17 protein-coding genes are annotated in these 15,234 nt (G+C 51.6%); 9 read left to right on the top strand and 8 right to left on the bottom strand.

Features of this window, described 5'->3' with window-relative positions; genetic code table 11:
- Positions 1–221: integrase core domain-containing protein (locus NNO04_RS18515; protein WP_271445925.1), on the top strand; the 221-nt coding region annotated here is incomplete at its 5' end.
- Between the two features lie 224 nt (positions 222–445).
- Here the strand turns inward: NNO04_RS18515 and NNO04_RS18505 are convergent.
- A complete protein-coding gene (locus NNO04_RS18505; protein WP_271445924.1) occupies positions 446–1,189 on the bottom strand; it encodes an SDR family oxidoreductase in 744 nt (247 codons plus the stop codon).
- 121 nt (positions 1,190–1,310) lie between these two features.
- Here NNO04_RS18505 and NNO04_RS18500 point away from each other — a divergent pair, with 121 nt between their 5' ends.
- Complete coding sequence (locus NNO04_RS18500; protein ID WP_271445923.1) at positions 1,311–1,670, top strand: winged helix-turn-helix transcriptional regulator; 360 nt, start codon at positions 1,311–1,313, stop codon at positions 1,668–1,670.
- A gap of 181 nt (positions 1,671–1,851) precedes the next feature.
- Here NNO04_RS18500 and rstA read toward each other — a convergent pair whose 3' ends face one another.
- Positions 1,852–2,586, bottom strand: a complete 735-nt coding sequence (gene rstA / locus NNO04_RS18495) for a two-component system response regulator RstA (protein WP_271445922.1) — start codon at positions 2,584–2,586, stop codon at positions 1,852–1,854.
- Between the two features lie 126 nt (positions 2,587–2,712).
- Between rstA and NNO04_RS18490 the strand changes: the two genes are divergently transcribed.
- Complete coding sequence (locus NNO04_RS18490) at positions 2,713–3,048, top strand: GlpM family protein (protein WP_271445921.1); 336 nt, start codon at positions 2,713–2,715, stop codon at positions 3,046–3,048.
- On the opposite strand, the gene folM is transcribed toward NNO04_RS18490, so the two are convergent.
- The 3 genes from folM to ydgH all read right to left on the bottom strand — a co-directional run bounded on the left by folM (position 3,045) and on the right by ydgH (position 6,319).
- Complete coding sequence (gene folM / locus NNO04_RS18485) at positions 3,045–3,767, bottom strand: dihydromonapterin reductase (RefSeq protein WP_271445920.1); 723 nt, start codon at positions 3,765–3,767, stop codon at positions 3,045–3,047. The genes NNO04_RS18490 and folM overlap by 4 nt on opposite strands.
- A gap of 37 nt (positions 3,768–3,804) precedes the next feature.
- Positions 3,805–5,187, bottom strand: a complete 1,383-nt coding sequence (locus NNO04_RS18480) for an amino acid permease (protein WP_271445919.1) — start codon at positions 5,185–5,187, stop codon at positions 3,805–3,807.
- A gap of 187 nt (positions 5,188–5,374) precedes the next feature.
- Positions 5,375–6,319: a DUF1471 family protein YdgH gene (gene ydgH / locus NNO04_RS18475; RefSeq protein ID WP_271445918.1), complete on the bottom strand. Its 945-nt coding sequence runs from the start codon at positions 6,317–6,319 to the stop codon at positions 5,375–5,377.
- Positions 6,320–6,844: 525 nt separating this feature from the next.
- Between ydgH and pntA the strand changes: the two genes are divergently transcribed.
- Positions 6,845–8,374: a Re/Si-specific NAD(P)(+) transhydrogenase subunit alpha gene (gene pntA, locus NNO04_RS18470; RefSeq protein ID WP_271445917.1), complete on the top strand. Its 1,530-nt coding sequence runs from the start codon at positions 6,845–6,847 to the stop codon at positions 8,372–8,374.
- A gap of 10 nt (positions 8,375–8,384) precedes the next feature.
- The gene (gene pntB / locus NNO04_RS18465) at positions 8,385–9,773 is read left to right on the top strand and encodes a Re/Si-specific NAD(P)(+) transhydrogenase subunit beta (RefSeq protein WP_271445916.1); all 1,389 of its coding nucleotides are present in this window, start codon (positions 8,385–8,387) and stop codon (positions 9,771–9,773) included.
- A gap of 56 nt (positions 9,774–9,829) precedes the next feature.
- Here pntB and NNO04_RS18460 read toward each other — a convergent pair whose 3' ends face one another.
- Entirely contained in the window at positions 9,830–10,864 is a 1,035-nt protein-coding gene (locus tag NNO04_RS18460; protein WP_271445915.1) for an AI-2E family transporter, read from the bottom strand.
- A gap of 136 nt (positions 10,865–11,000) precedes the next feature.
- Here NNO04_RS18460 and NNO04_RS22920 point away from each other — a divergent pair, with 136 nt between their 5' ends.
- The 4 genes from NNO04_RS22920 (at position 11,001) to NNO04_RS18445 (ending at position 14,227) form a co-directional block, all read left to right on the top strand.
- The gene (locus NNO04_RS22920; protein ID WP_442870747.1) at positions 11,001–11,171 is read left to right on the top strand and encodes a protein YdgV; all 171 of its coding nucleotides are present in this window, start codon (positions 11,001–11,003) and stop codon (positions 11,169–11,171) included.
- A 110-nt stretch (positions 11,172–11,281) separates the two neighbouring features.
- On the top strand, positions 11,282–11,653 hold the full coding sequence (gene mdtJ / locus NNO04_RS18455) for a multidrug/spermidine efflux SMR transporter subunit MdtJ (RefSeq protein WP_271445914.1): 372 nt from the start codon (positions 11,282–11,284) through the stop codon (positions 11,651–11,653).
- Positions 11,640–11,969, top strand: a complete 330-nt coding sequence (gene mdtI / locus NNO04_RS18450) for a multidrug/spermidine efflux SMR transporter subunit MdtI (protein ID WP_271445913.1) — start codon at positions 11,640–11,642, stop codon at positions 11,967–11,969. Before mdtJ ends, mdtI begins: the two co-directional genes overlap by 14 nt.
- Before the next feature lie 95 nt (positions 11,970–12,064).
- The gene (locus NNO04_RS18445; RefSeq protein WP_271445912.1) at positions 12,065–14,227 is read left to right on the top strand and encodes a bifunctional diguanylate cyclase/phosphodiesterase; all 2,163 of its coding nucleotides are present in this window, start codon (positions 12,065–12,067) and stop codon (positions 14,225–14,227) included.
- Position 14,228: 1 nt separating this feature from the next.
- Here the strand turns inward: NNO04_RS18445 and NNO04_RS18440 are convergent, their stop codons facing one another.
- Together NNO04_RS18440 and NNO04_RS22915 are read right to left on the bottom strand one after the other, a co-directional pair.
- Positions 14,229–15,050 carry a trypsin-like serine peptidase gene (locus tag NNO04_RS18440; RefSeq protein WP_271445911.1) on the bottom strand — a complete coding sequence of 274 codons (822 nt, stop codon included), beginning with the start codon at positions 15,048–15,050 and terminating at the stop codon, positions 14,229–14,231.
- Between the two features lie 100 nt (positions 15,051–15,150).
- Positions 15,151–15,231, bottom strand: coding sequence for a hypothetical protein (locus NNO04_RS22915; RefSeq protein WP_192614343.1), 81 nt, complete (start codon positions 15,229–15,231; stop codon positions 15,151–15,153).
- Between the last annotated feature and the right edge of the window lie 3 nt (positions 15,232–15,234).

The following is a 15,234-nucleotide window of genomic DNA, read 5'->3' as shown; positions in this document are numbered from 1 at the left end:
ACGGATTTATTGAGAGTTTCAACGGACGATTCAGAGATGAATGCCTGAACGAGCACTGGTTCGGCGATATTACTTATGCCAGGAAAACGATTAATGACTGGCGGCAGGATTATAACGAGTGCCGTCCACATTCATCGCTGGATTACCAGACGCCAGCTGAATTTGCAGCGGACTGGCGAAACGGGAAATATGAAGAAAAACCAACCGACATTACTAACTGAAGGTTGTATCTAATCCTGGGGGCAGGTCACAGGCTATAAGAATCGCGCTTGGCTCGGTGAGCATTCCTAATTTGCGTAAAGCCCTGGAAAAGGTTCGCGATGCTGTTGAATTAGAACAATGTCGTTAGCTAAGTGGAGATGATAAATCTGGATGACACATAGCTTGCGTCCGCTCATAGCAGCCTGACAGTCATTCAATCAGGCCGCTATAGATATATCACTCGCTAAAGATTACCGACGCCCCCATCAACCAGTAGCTCAGTACCGACGACGAATGACGATTCATCAGAAGCAAGGAAAACGGCTGCTTTAGCTAATTCATAGGGTGTCCCTAAACGCCCGATGGGTACTAAAGCCCGGATATCTTCCCTGAGCTTATATTCGTCCACTCCGCCCCCAACTTTGTCCAGTGCCGGTGTTTCAGTCGGTCCGGGGCTTAAGCCATTTACACGGATCCTACGCGGATGAAGCTCTGCAGAAAGTGTTCGTGCCAGAGAGAGGATCGCGGCTTTACTTGCAGCGTAAGCACTGCTTTGTGGAAAACCAATACGGGCGCTAACTGAGCCACAAACAATGACGGAGGATGGATTAGAAAGCACTGGAAGTAGTGCTTTGATCAGGAAAAATGGGCCTTTAAGATTTGTATTCATCAGAGCGTCGTAAGCCTGCTCATCCCAGGATTCCAGCGGCTTATGCGTAACATCACCTGCATTGAGATATAAAATATCAAGTCGCGGCCATCGTTCTTGTAACGCTGCTGCCAGGTTAGTTTGTTGAGAAATATCACCGGCCTCAATTCGAAAAAGAACAACGTCACCTAACTCTTTTTTTGCCTCCCGTAGTTTTTGTTCGCTACGACCCGTGATGGCTACCTTTGCGCCTTCTGCCAGAAACTGACGTGCGGTCTCTAAACCAATGCCGCTGGTACCACCGGTAATCAGTGCGTATTTGCCATCAAGTCTGCCCATTTTCCCACTCCACGTATTATTGGTGGCGTAATTATTTATCCTTCAGTATCCTTTGGAAAGTAGGCACCATATGGATACTAAGGAACCCTATGGGATGCTATGACGTGAGACCGGAGATCCAATGACAAAAAATATTTCGGCTTTAGCAGAGAGTAACGCGGGATGCCCGATGGTGAGTTTTGTGAATCTGATAGCCGGTAAGTGGGCGATACCCATTCTCTATCGTCTGATTTTATTAGACGAACCGGTTCGTTTCAGTGAGTTACAACGGGCAGTCAGACCTATCACTCAGAAAGAACTGACTCGCCAGTTGCGGCAGTTTGAGGCCCGTGGGCTGGTGAACAGAAAAGTGTTCGCTGAAGTTCCACCGAGAGTGGAGTATCAAATAACCGAGCTGGGTAAATCACTGCGTCCGACACTGGATTCTCTTGCTGAGTGGATGACGGCCAACGCGAGTTCAATGAATAAACATCTGGACTGAACGTCTGCTCCACGCGTTCAACTCAGAAGCTGAATGCTGATATCATACGTGACGTTGTAACAATCGATAGATTCAGAATCAGGGCAAAGTCACACCTGACGGCATCAGCCAGGCCGCATTCATGGGGTTGGGCTTGTGCGAAACGTCCGCACATCGTCACCTTTTTCATGAATGTCCTCGATCAATCACGTTGCGTGTCTTCCCAGGCGTGGGGAGCAAACAAATATCCTTTGTTGCGAACCGTTTTTATTCGGTAAGGCTCGGTGGCGCTATCCTGCAATTTTTTCCGCAGACGGGATATTGCCACGTCCACACTACGATCCAGCCCGTCATAACTTACGCCCCGCAAGTTTTTCAGCAACGCATCACGATCCATGATTGTTCCTGCATGTGTTGCCAGTTCCCACAGAAGCTCAAAGTCTGCTGTTGAAAGCGAAATCTGTTCGCCTGACAACACCACCGTACGGTTAACGGGGTCGATGGCGAGCGTGCCAAAACGTAACGTTTTATGCGGTGCGACGATAGCACTCTGGATGCCTTTGGTATGGGCTGACTGCTCGCTCTGGCGTAGATGCAAACGCAGGCGAGCCAGCAGCACGGCAGGCGGCGTGGTTTTTAGAATGTAGTCACAGGCACCCATTTCCAGCGCCAGGATATGATTCATGTCGCTATCCAGCGAGGTGAGCAGAACGATGGGGCCATGCCAGCGCTCGCGCAGGTCGCGGCAGATGGTCATGCCGTCTTTGCCTGGCAGCATGATATCCAGCAACACCAGATCGGGTTGCGTTCGCAGAATCACCTCTTCAGCCCGATCGCCCCGAGGCTCAACAATGACCTCAATATCATGCCGGGCCAGGTAGGCGGCAATCAGCGAACCCACTTCGGGTTCATCCTCGACAAATACGATGGTGTTCATATCATTCATTATGAAAATAAAACGACAACATACACTGCCGCTGTTTTCCCTGCTATTACTCTTTTCTAAACGAGATCGCTTCCGTTATGCTAGTGACTGATGTTATCGATGTGTTAAGGCAGAGGAATGGGACTCGTTATAAAAGCCGCGCTGGGTGCGCTGGTGGTGGTGTTGATCGGTTTGCTGGCAAAAACAAAAAATTATTATATCGCCGGGTTAATCCCTCTGTTTCCCACGTTTGCGCTCATTGCACACTATATTGTGGCCAGTGAGCGCGGGGTAGAGGCGTTACGCACGACCATCGTGTTTAGTATGTGGTCGATCATTCCCTATTTTGTGTATCTGGTTTCATTGTGGTACTTCACCGGTTTTATGCGCTTGCCGGTCGCTCTTGGCGGCTCGGTCGTGTGCTGGGGGTTAAGCGCCTGGCTGCTGATCGTCTGTTGGGTAAAGCTGCATTAACGTAAGTGGCGCCCACCATCCAGGGCAAAACTGCGTCCTGTCACAAAGTCGCTGGTGAGCAGATAATCCACTACGTCGATGACCTCTTGTTCACCGGGGGCTGTTTTCATCAGCGACTTTTTCAGTGCCTGCTCACGGTACTCAGCATCATCGCCTTCATTGAATAAAATGAGCGAAGGAGCAATAGCGTTAACCTTGACCTCCGGGGCCAGTTTTCGGGCGAATGAGCGGGTCATGTTGTCCAGCGCTGCTTTACTGGCCGCGTAAGCAATGTGTTTGTCGCTGCCGCGCTCTACAACGTAATCGGTGAAGTGAATAATGTCGCTGGCAGCATGTCCGCGTCCACGCAACAGGCTTTCTAACGCGTGGTTGAGCAGGTAGGGGGTATTGACGTGAATCTGCATCATCGATGACAACACATCGCAGAGCGGCGTATCGGGCGTTTCTGCCCGCCAGGCGCTGGCATTATGCAGAATAGCGCGCAACCCGTCAGTCCTGGTTTTGACCTCTTCAGCAAAACTCAGCACGTTCTCATCGGTTGAAAAATCGGCCTGAATGCATACCGCTCCGGCTTTTTCCAAATGCGCAATGGCAGGATAGCGCGTCCTGTAGCTCACAATGACCGGCTGGTGTTGATTCAGAAAGTGCCATGCTACGGCGAGGCCAATGCGGCGGCCTCCACCGGTGATAAGAATTGGCAAGGATGGATGCTTACCCATCGTAATCTCCTTTTGGTATCAAACGATGGGGCGATACTTACCCCACCAACATCCACGTCGCTGGAACGGCGGCTATTAACAGTAGACCAATCAGGACGATTTCCTGGCGGTTTAACACATTATCGTGCGTATGTGTCTTGCGGGCGTAAAGGAAAACCAGCAGCCCTGGCGCGTAAAGCACGACCGACAGTAACAGATGCATAGGGCCGGACGCGTACAACAACCATAAACCATAAATACAGGCACCGACACCCACGGCCTGGTGAAGGGGACGCGTGGCAATCTTCAACAAAAATGCGCCGACCAGAAAATAAGGCACCAAAATCATTTCAGAGGCAATGGTCAGCAAGGTGTTGTAATCGGAACCTGTGAGCCAGATCAGGACCAGACAAACCTGGACAGAGAGGTTGGTTAACCACAGCGACGCCGACGGCGCACCCTGCGCGTTCTGGCGTGCGAAAATACGCGGGAACGCTTTGTGCGTCGAGGCGAGGAATGGCACTTCCGCTGCCATAATTGTCCAGCTCAGGTACGCACCACAAACCGAGACAATCAGCCCTGCAGCGATAATGATTTCGCCCCACGGCCCCATCATTTTGACCATCAGACCGGCCATCGACGGGTTACGAATCTCCGCCAGTTCCGGACGGGCAACCACGCCAAGAGAGAGCAGGGTGACCAGCAGATAAACCCCCAACGCGGAGATGACGGCCAGCAGCGTAGCGCGTCCAACGTCGCGTTTGTTTCTGGCGCGCGCGGAAACGACGACCGCGCCTTCCACACCAATAAACACCCAGAGCGTGATCAGCATGGTGTTTTTCACCTGTTCCCAGACCGGGACGCCCAAAACCAGACCGGTAAAATCGAGACGGAAGGTGTCGAGCTTAAACAGCATGATCGCCAGGATGACAAACAGGCCAAGCGGCAGGAGTTTTGCCAGTGTGGCGACCAGATTAATGCTGGCCGCCGTCTGGACGCCACGCAACACGAGAAAGTGAACCACCCACAGCAGCACGGATGCGCCGATAATAGATTGCCAGGTATTGCCGTCGCCAAAAAGACGCAGCTCAGGCGTATCGGTAAAGAAGCTGAGGGCCGAAAAAACAATTACCAGATAGGAAACGTTGGCGATAACCGCGCATAGCCAGTACCCCCATGCGGAGCAGAAGCCAATCAACTCGCCAAAGCCTTCACGCGCGTAGGTGAAGATCCCGCCATCAAGGTCGGGGCGAATACGCGTCAGAATCAGCATCGCGAAGGCCAGCAGTAAAATACCTGCGCCGGTGATACCCCAACCAATCAATAATGCCGCCGGGCTGGCAACTGCCGCCATGTTTTGCGGCAGACTGAAAACACCTGCGCCAAGCATTGAGCTTAGTACCAGCGCGGTGAGCGCGCTCAGACCCAGTTTCTTTTCCATCGATATCCAGTTGTAAAAACGAGAGTGGGAGAATAATTATTTTGCCAAAATGCATAAAAATAGCGAAAGCATCTCAAGGCGCGGGATTTTACGGAGAGAAGAGAGCGCATGCAATCATCATGGGCAGATTTATGATTAAAAAAACTAAAGGCGGCAAAAAGCCGCCTTATTTTGTTACTGATGCGCCTTACTTATACAGATCGGCGCTGATGGTCATGTTATTACCACGTTCTTGCCACTGGCGAGTGATGTGGTAGTACTTGGCACCTTTTTTCGCGGCACGTTTAGCAACCTGATACGAGACTTCCGTCATGTTGCCATAGTTACCCGTGAATTTGATGCTGTCGAAAGGCACCATCATGGCGGCAGTTGCTTTGTTCAGCTCTTCGACTTTTGTCCCGTCCGGCAGAGTGACAGTGTAACGCCCACCTTTGGTCGATTGCGTTTCGAAGAAGCGACCCACATCGGCGCTCGGCGCAGCGGTTGCTGCAACGCCTGGGATTTCAACTTTCTTCGCCGCTTCGCCACCTTCGGCCAGTGCCGCGCGTCCCGCTTCGGAATCTGCCGGAATCACGTCAGTGCTCTGAATCACACGTTTTTTCGCATCCTCTTTGTAGAGGAAGGCGGTGATACGCTGATTACCGCCCTGGTTGGCGTCAATCTGGCGAACGATAAAGAAGGCGTACGCATCTTTCTGTTTTGCTGCTTTGGTGATAGCGTCATTGACTTCCGGTTGGTTACGGTAGAAACCTTGCACGGTCACGGTGTCATACGGTTCCAGCGCAACAGCCTGATCTTTTGGTAATTCTACAATGCCGTTAATCACGCGATTTTTGGAGGCTTCTGCTTTTTCAGCATCCGCTTTATAGAGGTCGGCCACGACGCGCCAGTTACCACCACTGCCATAGTCAGATGTATCAACAACATAAAAAGAGGCTGCACCTTCTTTATCTGCACGGCGGGATGCAGCATTTACCGCATCGCTAATCGCATTAAAACGGCCAGTGACCACAATACGGTCATAAGGTTTCAATGCTGCCGCTTGCTCCGGCGTCAGTTCTGTCGCTGCATTCACAGAAAAAGCAGTCGCAGAAAGAAGTGCGGACGCCAGGAGAGTGTTCTTAAGCTTCATAAAAATAATCCTTCGCCTTGCGCAAACCAGGTACTGGTATTGTTATTGACTAGAAACGTGGCTGATTATTGCATTTAATTCCTGTCAATGTCTGCGTCAATTTTCATTCATCGTGTTATGTGACATCACAAAGCCGATCACATTCCCTGATATGTCTAAAAAACAGGCTTTTAAGCGCTAAAGCTAATGAAGTTCATGAATTGCATAAGTTAATTTAATGTTAATCGTATGTTTATGGGTGGCGCTAAATCATGTTTTGCCGCTCCGCTTGAGCGGATTATCGGCCTTAGAGCGCTATTTCAAGGTCATTATCCCTGTCTGCAGGCTGAATCGTTCATCTTTTGCGAATTTAACAATAAATACTGCTTTTTGGCGCTAGATCACAGGCGCTATTTTCAGTAGGTTATAAAGAGTTTGTTACTGTTTTATTTTGCAGAGGTAACGTTTACCTCTTCCGCAAGTGTGCATATGCATCTTGCGATCACTGACAAACCATCATCAAAAAAAACGATGGAAGGGAATATTATGCGAATTGGCATACCAAAAGAGCGGTTTACCAATGAAACCCGTGTCGCCGCGACGCCGAAAACGGTTGAGCAACTGCTGAAACTGGGTTTTACCGTCGCGATTGAAAGCGGCGCTGGTCAACTGGCAAGTTTTGACGACAAGGCGTTTGTGCAAGCAGGCGCTGAAATTGTGGATGGAAATGCGGTTTGGCAGTCAGAGGTCATTCTGAAGGTCAATGCGCCAGAAGATGAAGAAATTCCGTTGCTGAATGCCGGGACAACGCTGGTCAGTTTTATCTGGCCTGCGCAGAACCCGGAATTAATGCAAAAACTTGCTGAGCGTAATGTCACCGTCATGGCAATGGATTCCGTGCCGCGTATCTCGCGCGCGCAGTCTCTCGATGCCCTGAGCTCAATGGCAAACATCGCCGGCTATCGCGCTATTGTTGAAGCCGCGCATGAATTTGGCCGCTTCTTTACCGGCCAGATCACCGCGGCGGGTAAGGTTCCTCCGGCAAAAGTGATGGTGATTGGCGCTGGCGTCGCGGGTCTTGCAGCGATTGGCGCGGCAAACAGCCTTGGGGCGATCGTTCGCGCATTCGATACCCGTCCGGAGGTCAAAGAGCAGGTCCAGAGTATGGGCGCTGAATTCCTCGAACTGGACTTTAAAGAGGATGCAGGCAGCGGCGATGGCTATGCCAAAGTCATGTCTGAAGCGTTTATCAAAGCAGAAATGGCCCTCTTTGCGGCGCAGGCCAAAGAGGTCGACATTATCGTCACCACGGCGCTTATTCCGGGTAAACCCGCGCCGAAACTGATCACCCGCGAAATGGTTGACTCCATGAAGTCGGGCAGTGTGATTGTTGACCTGGCAGCACAAAATGGCGGCAACTGTGAATACACCGTGCCAAACCAGATTACGACCACCGAAAATGGCGTGAAAGTGATTGGGTATACCGATCTGCCGGGTCGCCTGCCGACGCAGTCTTCCCAGCTGTATGGCACTAACCTTGTCAATCTGCTCAAATTGTTGTGCAAAGAAAAAGACGGCAATGTCACCGTTGATTTCGACGATGTGGTGATTCGTGGCGTCACGGTTGTGCGCGACGGCGAAATCACCTGGCCGGCACCGCCGATCCAGGTTTCTGCGCAACCTCAGGCAGCGGCTAAAGCGGCACCTGCGCCGAAAGAACCCGCTAAACCGGCTTCGCCGTGGCGTAAATTCGCCTTTATGGCTCTGGCCATCATCCTCTTTGGCTGGCTGGCGGATGTGGCGCCGAAAGAGTTCCTCGGTCACTTTACGGTGTTCGCGCTTTCCTGCGTGGTGGGATACTACGTGGTATGGAACGTCTCTCATGCGCTGCATACCCCATTGATGTCGGTCACTAACGCCATCTCGGGGATCATTGTGGTGGGCGCATTGCTGCAAATTGGGCAGGGCGGCTGGGTGAGCTTCCTGAGCTTTATTGCGGTGCTTATCGCCAGTATTAATATTTTCGGTGGCTTCACCGTGACTCAGCGCATGCTGAAAATGTTCCGGAAAAACTAAGGGGTAACACATGTCTGGAGGATTAGTTACAGCTGCATACATTGTTGCCGCGATCCTGTTTATTTTCAGTCTGGCGGGGCTCTCGAAGCATGAAACCTCCCAGCAGGGTAATAACTTTGGTATCGCCGGGATGGCGATTGCGCTGATTGCCACGATTTTTGGCCCGGATACCGGCAATGTAGCCTGGATTCTGGTGGCTATGATCATCGGCGGCGCGATTGGTATTCGTCTGGCGAAGAAAGTTGAAATGACCGAAATGCCAGAGCTGGTGGCGATCCTGCACAGCTTCGTCGGTCTGGCTGCGGTGTTGGTTGGCTTCAACAGCTACCTGTACCACGAAGCCGGTCTGGAGCCGATTCTGGTGAACATTCACCTGACGGAAGTGTTCCTCGGTATCTTCATTGGTGCGGTCACCTTTACGGGTTCTGTTGTTGCGTTTGGCAAATTGCGTGGGAAGATCTCTTCCAAACCGCTGATGTTACCGAACCGCCACAAAATGAACCTGGCGGCGCTGGTGGTCTCCTTCCTGCTGATGGTGCTCTTTGTCCGTACCGAAAGCGTCGGCCTGCAGGTTCTTGCCTTGTTGGTGATGACCATTATCGCGCTCGCGTTTGGCTGGCACTTAGTGGCGTCGATTGGCGGCGCGGACATGCCGGTGGTGGTTTCCATGCTGAACTCCTACTCAGGATGGGCGGCGGCCGCAGCGGGCTTTATGCTGAGTAACGATCTGCTGATTGTGACCGGTGCGCTGGTCGGTTCTTCGGGTGCGATTCTGTCTTACATTATGTGTAAGGCGATGAACCGCTCGTTTATCAGCGTGATTGCTGGTGGCTTCGGTACTGATGGCTCTTCAACGGGGGCGGATGAAGAAGTGGGTGAACACCGCGAAATCAATGCGGAAGACACTGCTGACATGCTTAAAAACTCCCACTCGGTGATCATCACCCCAGGCTACGGCATGGCGGTGGCGCAGGCACAGTATCCGGTGGCGGAAATCACCGAGAAGCTGCGCGCACGCGGTATCAAAGTGCGTTTCGGGATCCATCCGGTGGCAGGGCGTTTACCAGGCCACATGAACGTACTGCTGGCGGAAGCGAAAGTGCCGTACGACATCGTGCTGGAAATGGATGAGATCAACGACGATTTCAGCGACACCGACACTGTGCTGGTGATTGGCGCGAACGACACCGTTAACCCGGCGGCGCTCGACGATCCGCGTAGCCCGATTGCCGGTATGCCTGTACTGGAAGTGTGGAAAGCACAGAACGTCATCGTCTTCAAACGTTCCATGAACACCGGCTACGCAGGCGTGCAGAACCCGCTGTTCTTTAAAGAAAACACCCACATGCTGTTTGGTGATGCCAAAGCCAGCGTGGATGCCATTCTGAAAGCGCTTTAAAGATAGCGGTTATCCGGAAATGATGTGAACGGCCTCTGCGGAGGCCGTTTTTTATATCAGGCTTTGTTGAGGTCGCTAAGCAAAACCGCAATACTTTGACCGCCCGTGGTTTGCTCTAGCGCGATTTTAACGATGATAGTCAGCGGCACCGAGAGCAGCATACCAACGGGACCGAGCAGCCATCCCCAGAAAATCAATGACAGAAACACCACCAGCGTCGAAAGTCCTAATCCACGTCCCATGATGCGGGGTTCGAGAATATTCCCGAACACCAGGTTGATGGCCAGATATCCCGCCAGCACGACAAGCGCGTCGTAAAATCCGCTGAACACCAGCACCTGGGCGATAGGGGGAATTGCCGCCAGCACGGAACCAATATTAGGAATATAGTTCAGTGCAAATGCCAGTAACCCCCAGACGAAGGCAAAACGCACATCCAATGCCGCCAACATTCCCCAGGCGACCAGACCCGTCACAATGCTGATGGCGGTCTTCAGCACCAGATAATGCGAAACGCTGTCAATGGCGCGCTGGATAGCTGCCATACCCTCTGCGGGATTAGCCATCATCTGTTTTAGCTTGCCGGGTAGTTGTGGCACTTCCAGCAGCATAAAAACGACGGTCAGCAGGAGTAAAAAGATAGACGACATGGCATTAGACAGTTGGGTCAACAGGTTGGTGACCAGCGTCATGGCCGCGTTAGGGTTGATAAATTTCGCCAGTTCATCGACAGAAACGCCAATTCCTGCTCGCTGGAGCCACGGTTCAATGCTCTTCAGCGGGATAATTAGCGATGAACGGTACTGCGGCAGCGTTCGGGCAAGTTCATTTAAGGAGGTTCCTAAATACGCCAACAGCAACACCATTGCCATCACAATAATAACGACCAGTAATGACACCGCCAGCACGCGAGGGATACGCAATTTGACCATCCGTTGTACCACCGGGTTTAAAATAACGGCAATAAATAGCGCCAAAATAAAGGGGACAATGATATCCGCCGCAATACGAACGCCTGCGAGAATGATGACTAACATTCCCAGCATAATCACTATTTTTAGACCATTAAGCGTGATAATTGGTTTTGCCATGGTAATTCCTGGATTCTGTTTTCTGGTGTTTATATTAATGTGATTTGTGTCGAACAGCGCTACCAAAAATTGAACGATTGAGGTAAAGAAGTGAAAAGGTTTTGAGTTAAATCTATAGCTGTGGTACAAATCGGGTGTGTTTAACTACCGAGGACAATTATCATCCGCGATGACGAGAAGCAACACTGCGGATAATTGTAATATTATGGACAATATGTTCAGGACGTTTTTTTCTACATCGACACACCTTCGTACTTCTTCTACCTTCCTGCTTGCTGGTGAGCAGCTCTGGCGCAACGCGCTTTAGTCCTCTTCTTCTGCCTGAGCTGGCGCAATGCGCTGAGCTATCTGATTCTATTTTTGGTTTGCTGCTTACAGCAAATCCGCAGGACTTTATTCTCAAGCAGGAGAAGCACCATGTTTTACTGGATTTTATTAGCACTGGCTATTGCGACTGAAATTACCGGAACGCTGTCGATGAAATGGGCAAGTGTTAGCGATGGCAATACCGGTTTTATTTTGATGCTAGTGATGATTTCGCTCTCGTATATTTTTCTGTCATTTGCTGTTAAAAAAATTGCCCTTGGTGTCGCCTACGCCTTGTGGGAAGGGATCGGTATTTTATTTATTACGCTGTTTAGTGTGTTGTTATTTGATGAAGCGTTGTCAGCGATGAAAATCGCCGGACTGGCGACCCTGGTTCTTGGCATTGTGCTGATTAAATCCGGCACGCGAAAGCCCGCCAAAACGGTGAAAGCGGTGAAAGGGGGGACGCATGCAACAGTTTGAATGGGTCCATGCCGCCTGGCTGGCTGCTGCTATCGTGCTGGAAATTATCGCCAACGTGTTTCTGAAATTCTCTGACGGTTTTCGGCGGAAATTTTACGGTTTGTTGTCTCTCGCCGCTGTCCTGGCCGCGTTTAGCGCGCTGTCCCAGGCGGTGAAGGGGATTGACCTTTCCGTGGCGTACGCATTGTGGGGCGGCTTCGGTATTGCCGCCACGCTGGCGGCGGGCTGGGTGCTTTTTGGCCAACGTCTTAATAATAAAGGCTGGATGGGTCTGGTGCTCCTGTTGGTCGGGATGGTCATGATAAAGCTCGCCTGATGTGATCGCTGCCTGTAAGAATCAGGCAGCGAAATTTTCCGGCTGTAGTACGCTATAAATAATACAATTAGTCAGGCGACGGGCGAGGGATCCGAATGGCAAATTGGTTGCACTGGCGTAATATTCCTACAGCGAAAACGCTGTTTGTTATGATTTTTATGGCCGGGATAGGTCTGATTATCTCGGTCGTGGCACTGCTTTATCTCTCTCTTCACCTCATCAGCAGCAAAACCAACGAAATTGACGACCGCCGTACCGCGTTATCCGTACAAGGGGCGGTTCAGACGTCGGTGAATCGCGTATGGTCACTGGTGCTGGACAATGCCGTCTGGGACGAGGCGGTAAAAGAAGCCTATCGACCCACGCTGGACACCGCGTGGTTACACAAAACATGGGGTTCAGGTCTTAAGATCAATAACCTGTACGACGGCACCTTTATCCTCGACGAACACTTCCACGTTTTATGGGGCGCCTTCCGCGGTAAGCCGTTTATGGAAGATAACCTCCGTTTTTTTGGCCGGGGTATGCAGTTTTTGAACGACCAACATGCGTACTCTCTCGCCAGTGAAAAAAATATTTACGCCGGAATCACCCGCACCCGTGAAGGCGTTGCTTTTGTCGGTATCGGATTAATTCGCCCGATGACAGAAGGATTTCCCATTCAGGGAAATGAACGTCGTTACCTTGTGATTACCCGCCACCTCAATGCAGAGATCCTGAGCGGATTGGGTAAAACCTTTCAGATAGAAAATCTTGCCTATACTGCTGACCCCTCGGCGGGTCCCAATGTACCGCTGAAAAGTTCGGCCGGAGAGGTGCTTGGTTATCTTAGCTGGCAGGCACGCCTGCCCGGCGTACAGGCGGCACAGGCGGCTTCAAGCGACATTACGCAGATTGTCATGCTGGCGGCGGCGTTAATTCTGCTGTTTATTTTGTTGAGCAGTGTTGGACTCTACAAACTGGCAAAAGGTGAGCAGCAAGCAAGACGCATCGCGCGTATTGACTGGTTAAGTCATTTGCCAAACCGCCGCGCTTTAATTGAAAAGCTGGAGCATTCCCGGTTAAGCGGTGAGCCGGGAACCAAAAGCGTGGTCTTTATCGACCTCGATGGCTTTAAAGACGTCAATGATATTTACGGTCATCACGTTGGCGATCAACTGATTGTCACCATAGCTCAAACGCTGAGAGATAAAATCCCTCCGGAAGGGATGCTGGCTTGCATGGGCGGGGATGAGTTTGCGATGATGGTCGGCGGCGAGCGAGCGGAGGAACGTGCCGCGGCCTTTGCCGGCAGTGTTCTTGATTATCTCAATACGCCTATTTGTCTGGGGGAAAGAACCATCCACATTGGCGCCAGTATTGGTATTGCGAGCGGTTCGCTGGTGGAGAGTACCAGTTCCGAGCTGTTCCGGCGGGCGGATATCGCGATGTATCACTCCAAAAGTACCGGCAAGGGGCGAATTACGCATTACGATTCCGCATTAAACAGCGTTCGGGAACGAGAAATTGTCATCGAAAATGACATTCGTCTCGGTCTGGAAAGAGAAGAGTTTGATGTCTGGTACCAGCCTATTGTTGATGCCCGATCGCAAAAAATGATTGGCGTGGAGGCGCTGGCTCGTTGGCATCGCCGACCTGCCGGCGAATTAAAACCGGATGAGTTCATCCGTATTGCCGAGACCAGTGGATTGATCTACCGGCTCGGCCTGTTTGTCTTGCGTCGCGCCTGTTTTGATCTCCTGCCGTTGAGCGATCTTAAGCTGTCGGTGAATATTTCTCCCGCCCAGTTCCGCGACCCGGATTTTGAGAACAAAGTGGCGGGCGTCCTGCAGGAAACCGGGTTCCCGGCGGGGCGTTTACAGCTGGAAGTTACGGAAACGTATGTGCTGGAAAGCCCGGAACGGGCACGCGCCGCCATCGCGAATTTAAAATTGCTGGGTACGGCGGTAGCGCTGGATGATTTCGGCACCGGATATTCGAGCATCGGTTATTTACGCCGATTTAACTTCGACACCATTAAGATCGATAAATCGCTGGCAGGACTGGTGGATGATGACGATCAGGCGTCAGCGCTGGTAAGCGGTACTATCCGAATTGCCAGCGCACTTGGAATGGCGGTCATTGCGGAAGGCGTAGAGACAGAAAAACAGATGAAGCTGCTGCGTCTTGCCGGATGCGATCAGCTTCAGGGCTTCTACTTTAGCCAGCCGATGCCGATCGAGTCGCTGTTACAGCTGCGCCAGCAACGGCATTGCTGAGTTATTGTTGGGCCAGCGCTTCCAGTTTGTCACGAAACCCCGTGACGGAGAGCGCGCGATTATCCGCCCGCCAGCGATCTTTCGCCGCCGGGGCGGAGCTTTGCACGCCAATCAACTGCCAACCCGCATCGGTCTTCAGCATCAATGGCGATCCGCTGTCGCCAGGCAACGTGTCGCACTGGTGCGAGAGGACTGATGTCTGCGCCCAGCCGGTGACCAGACAATCCTGGTGCGTATACAGTGCATTAATATGATCTTCCGGATAACCCGACTGTGTCACTTTACGCTCGGTGGTTTTCAGCGCAGCGGTTAACGCCGCTTTATCGCCTTCAAATAAGGGCAGTGGCGTAATGCCGGAGGGCGGATAGCGTAACACCACCAGGCCGAAGTCCCAGGATGCCGCCGACGGGGGAACAATCCAGCCATCGCCGTCGGGTTTCAGACGTTTACCCAGCGAGGGATCGACCCGTCCTTCAATTCCGTGAATTTCATAGCGCCAGAGTCCTTTTTTCGACACAAAACGTAAGGCGACGGCTTTATCCGGCTTACCTTTTGGTGGGATCAGCAAACAGTGTCCCGCCGTCAGCGCCAGATGCGGTGAGATGAGCGTCGCGGTGCAGAGATTCCCGCTGGCGGTTTCCAGTTGGCCAATTGCGTCCCAGGGCGGTTGGGTTGGGTCAGCGACCTGCACGCGATCATCCTGACCAAAAAATAGTGTTTTGACTTCTTGGGTATCCGCGGCAGTCGTATCAACCTCATCCGCATGAGTCACGACAGGAGAAAGACAAACTGAAGCCAGTAATACAGCAATGGTTTTGTGCATATCACACTCTGTGTGGGTAATTATGATTATTAAAACTGAACCCTCAGTAAATACTATAGACGGGACGGCAAAAAAGTGGGAGCAAAATCAGACAACTACATCAGGAAAGATAAAAGTGCGTGGCAATAAGTGCGCATAAAATAAGAGCGATAAGAATGAACTCAAAACGGTAACGAGGCATCCT

Origin of the sequence: Citrobacter sp. Awk 4 (genome assembly GCF_028069725.1) — a bacterium.
Lineage (GTDB): Bacteria > Pseudomonadota > Gammaproteobacteria > Enterobacterales > Enterobacteriaceae > Citrobacter_D.
Note: the sequence above shows the minus strand (reverse complement) of the source record. Positions and strands in the feature narration are given on the sequence as shown.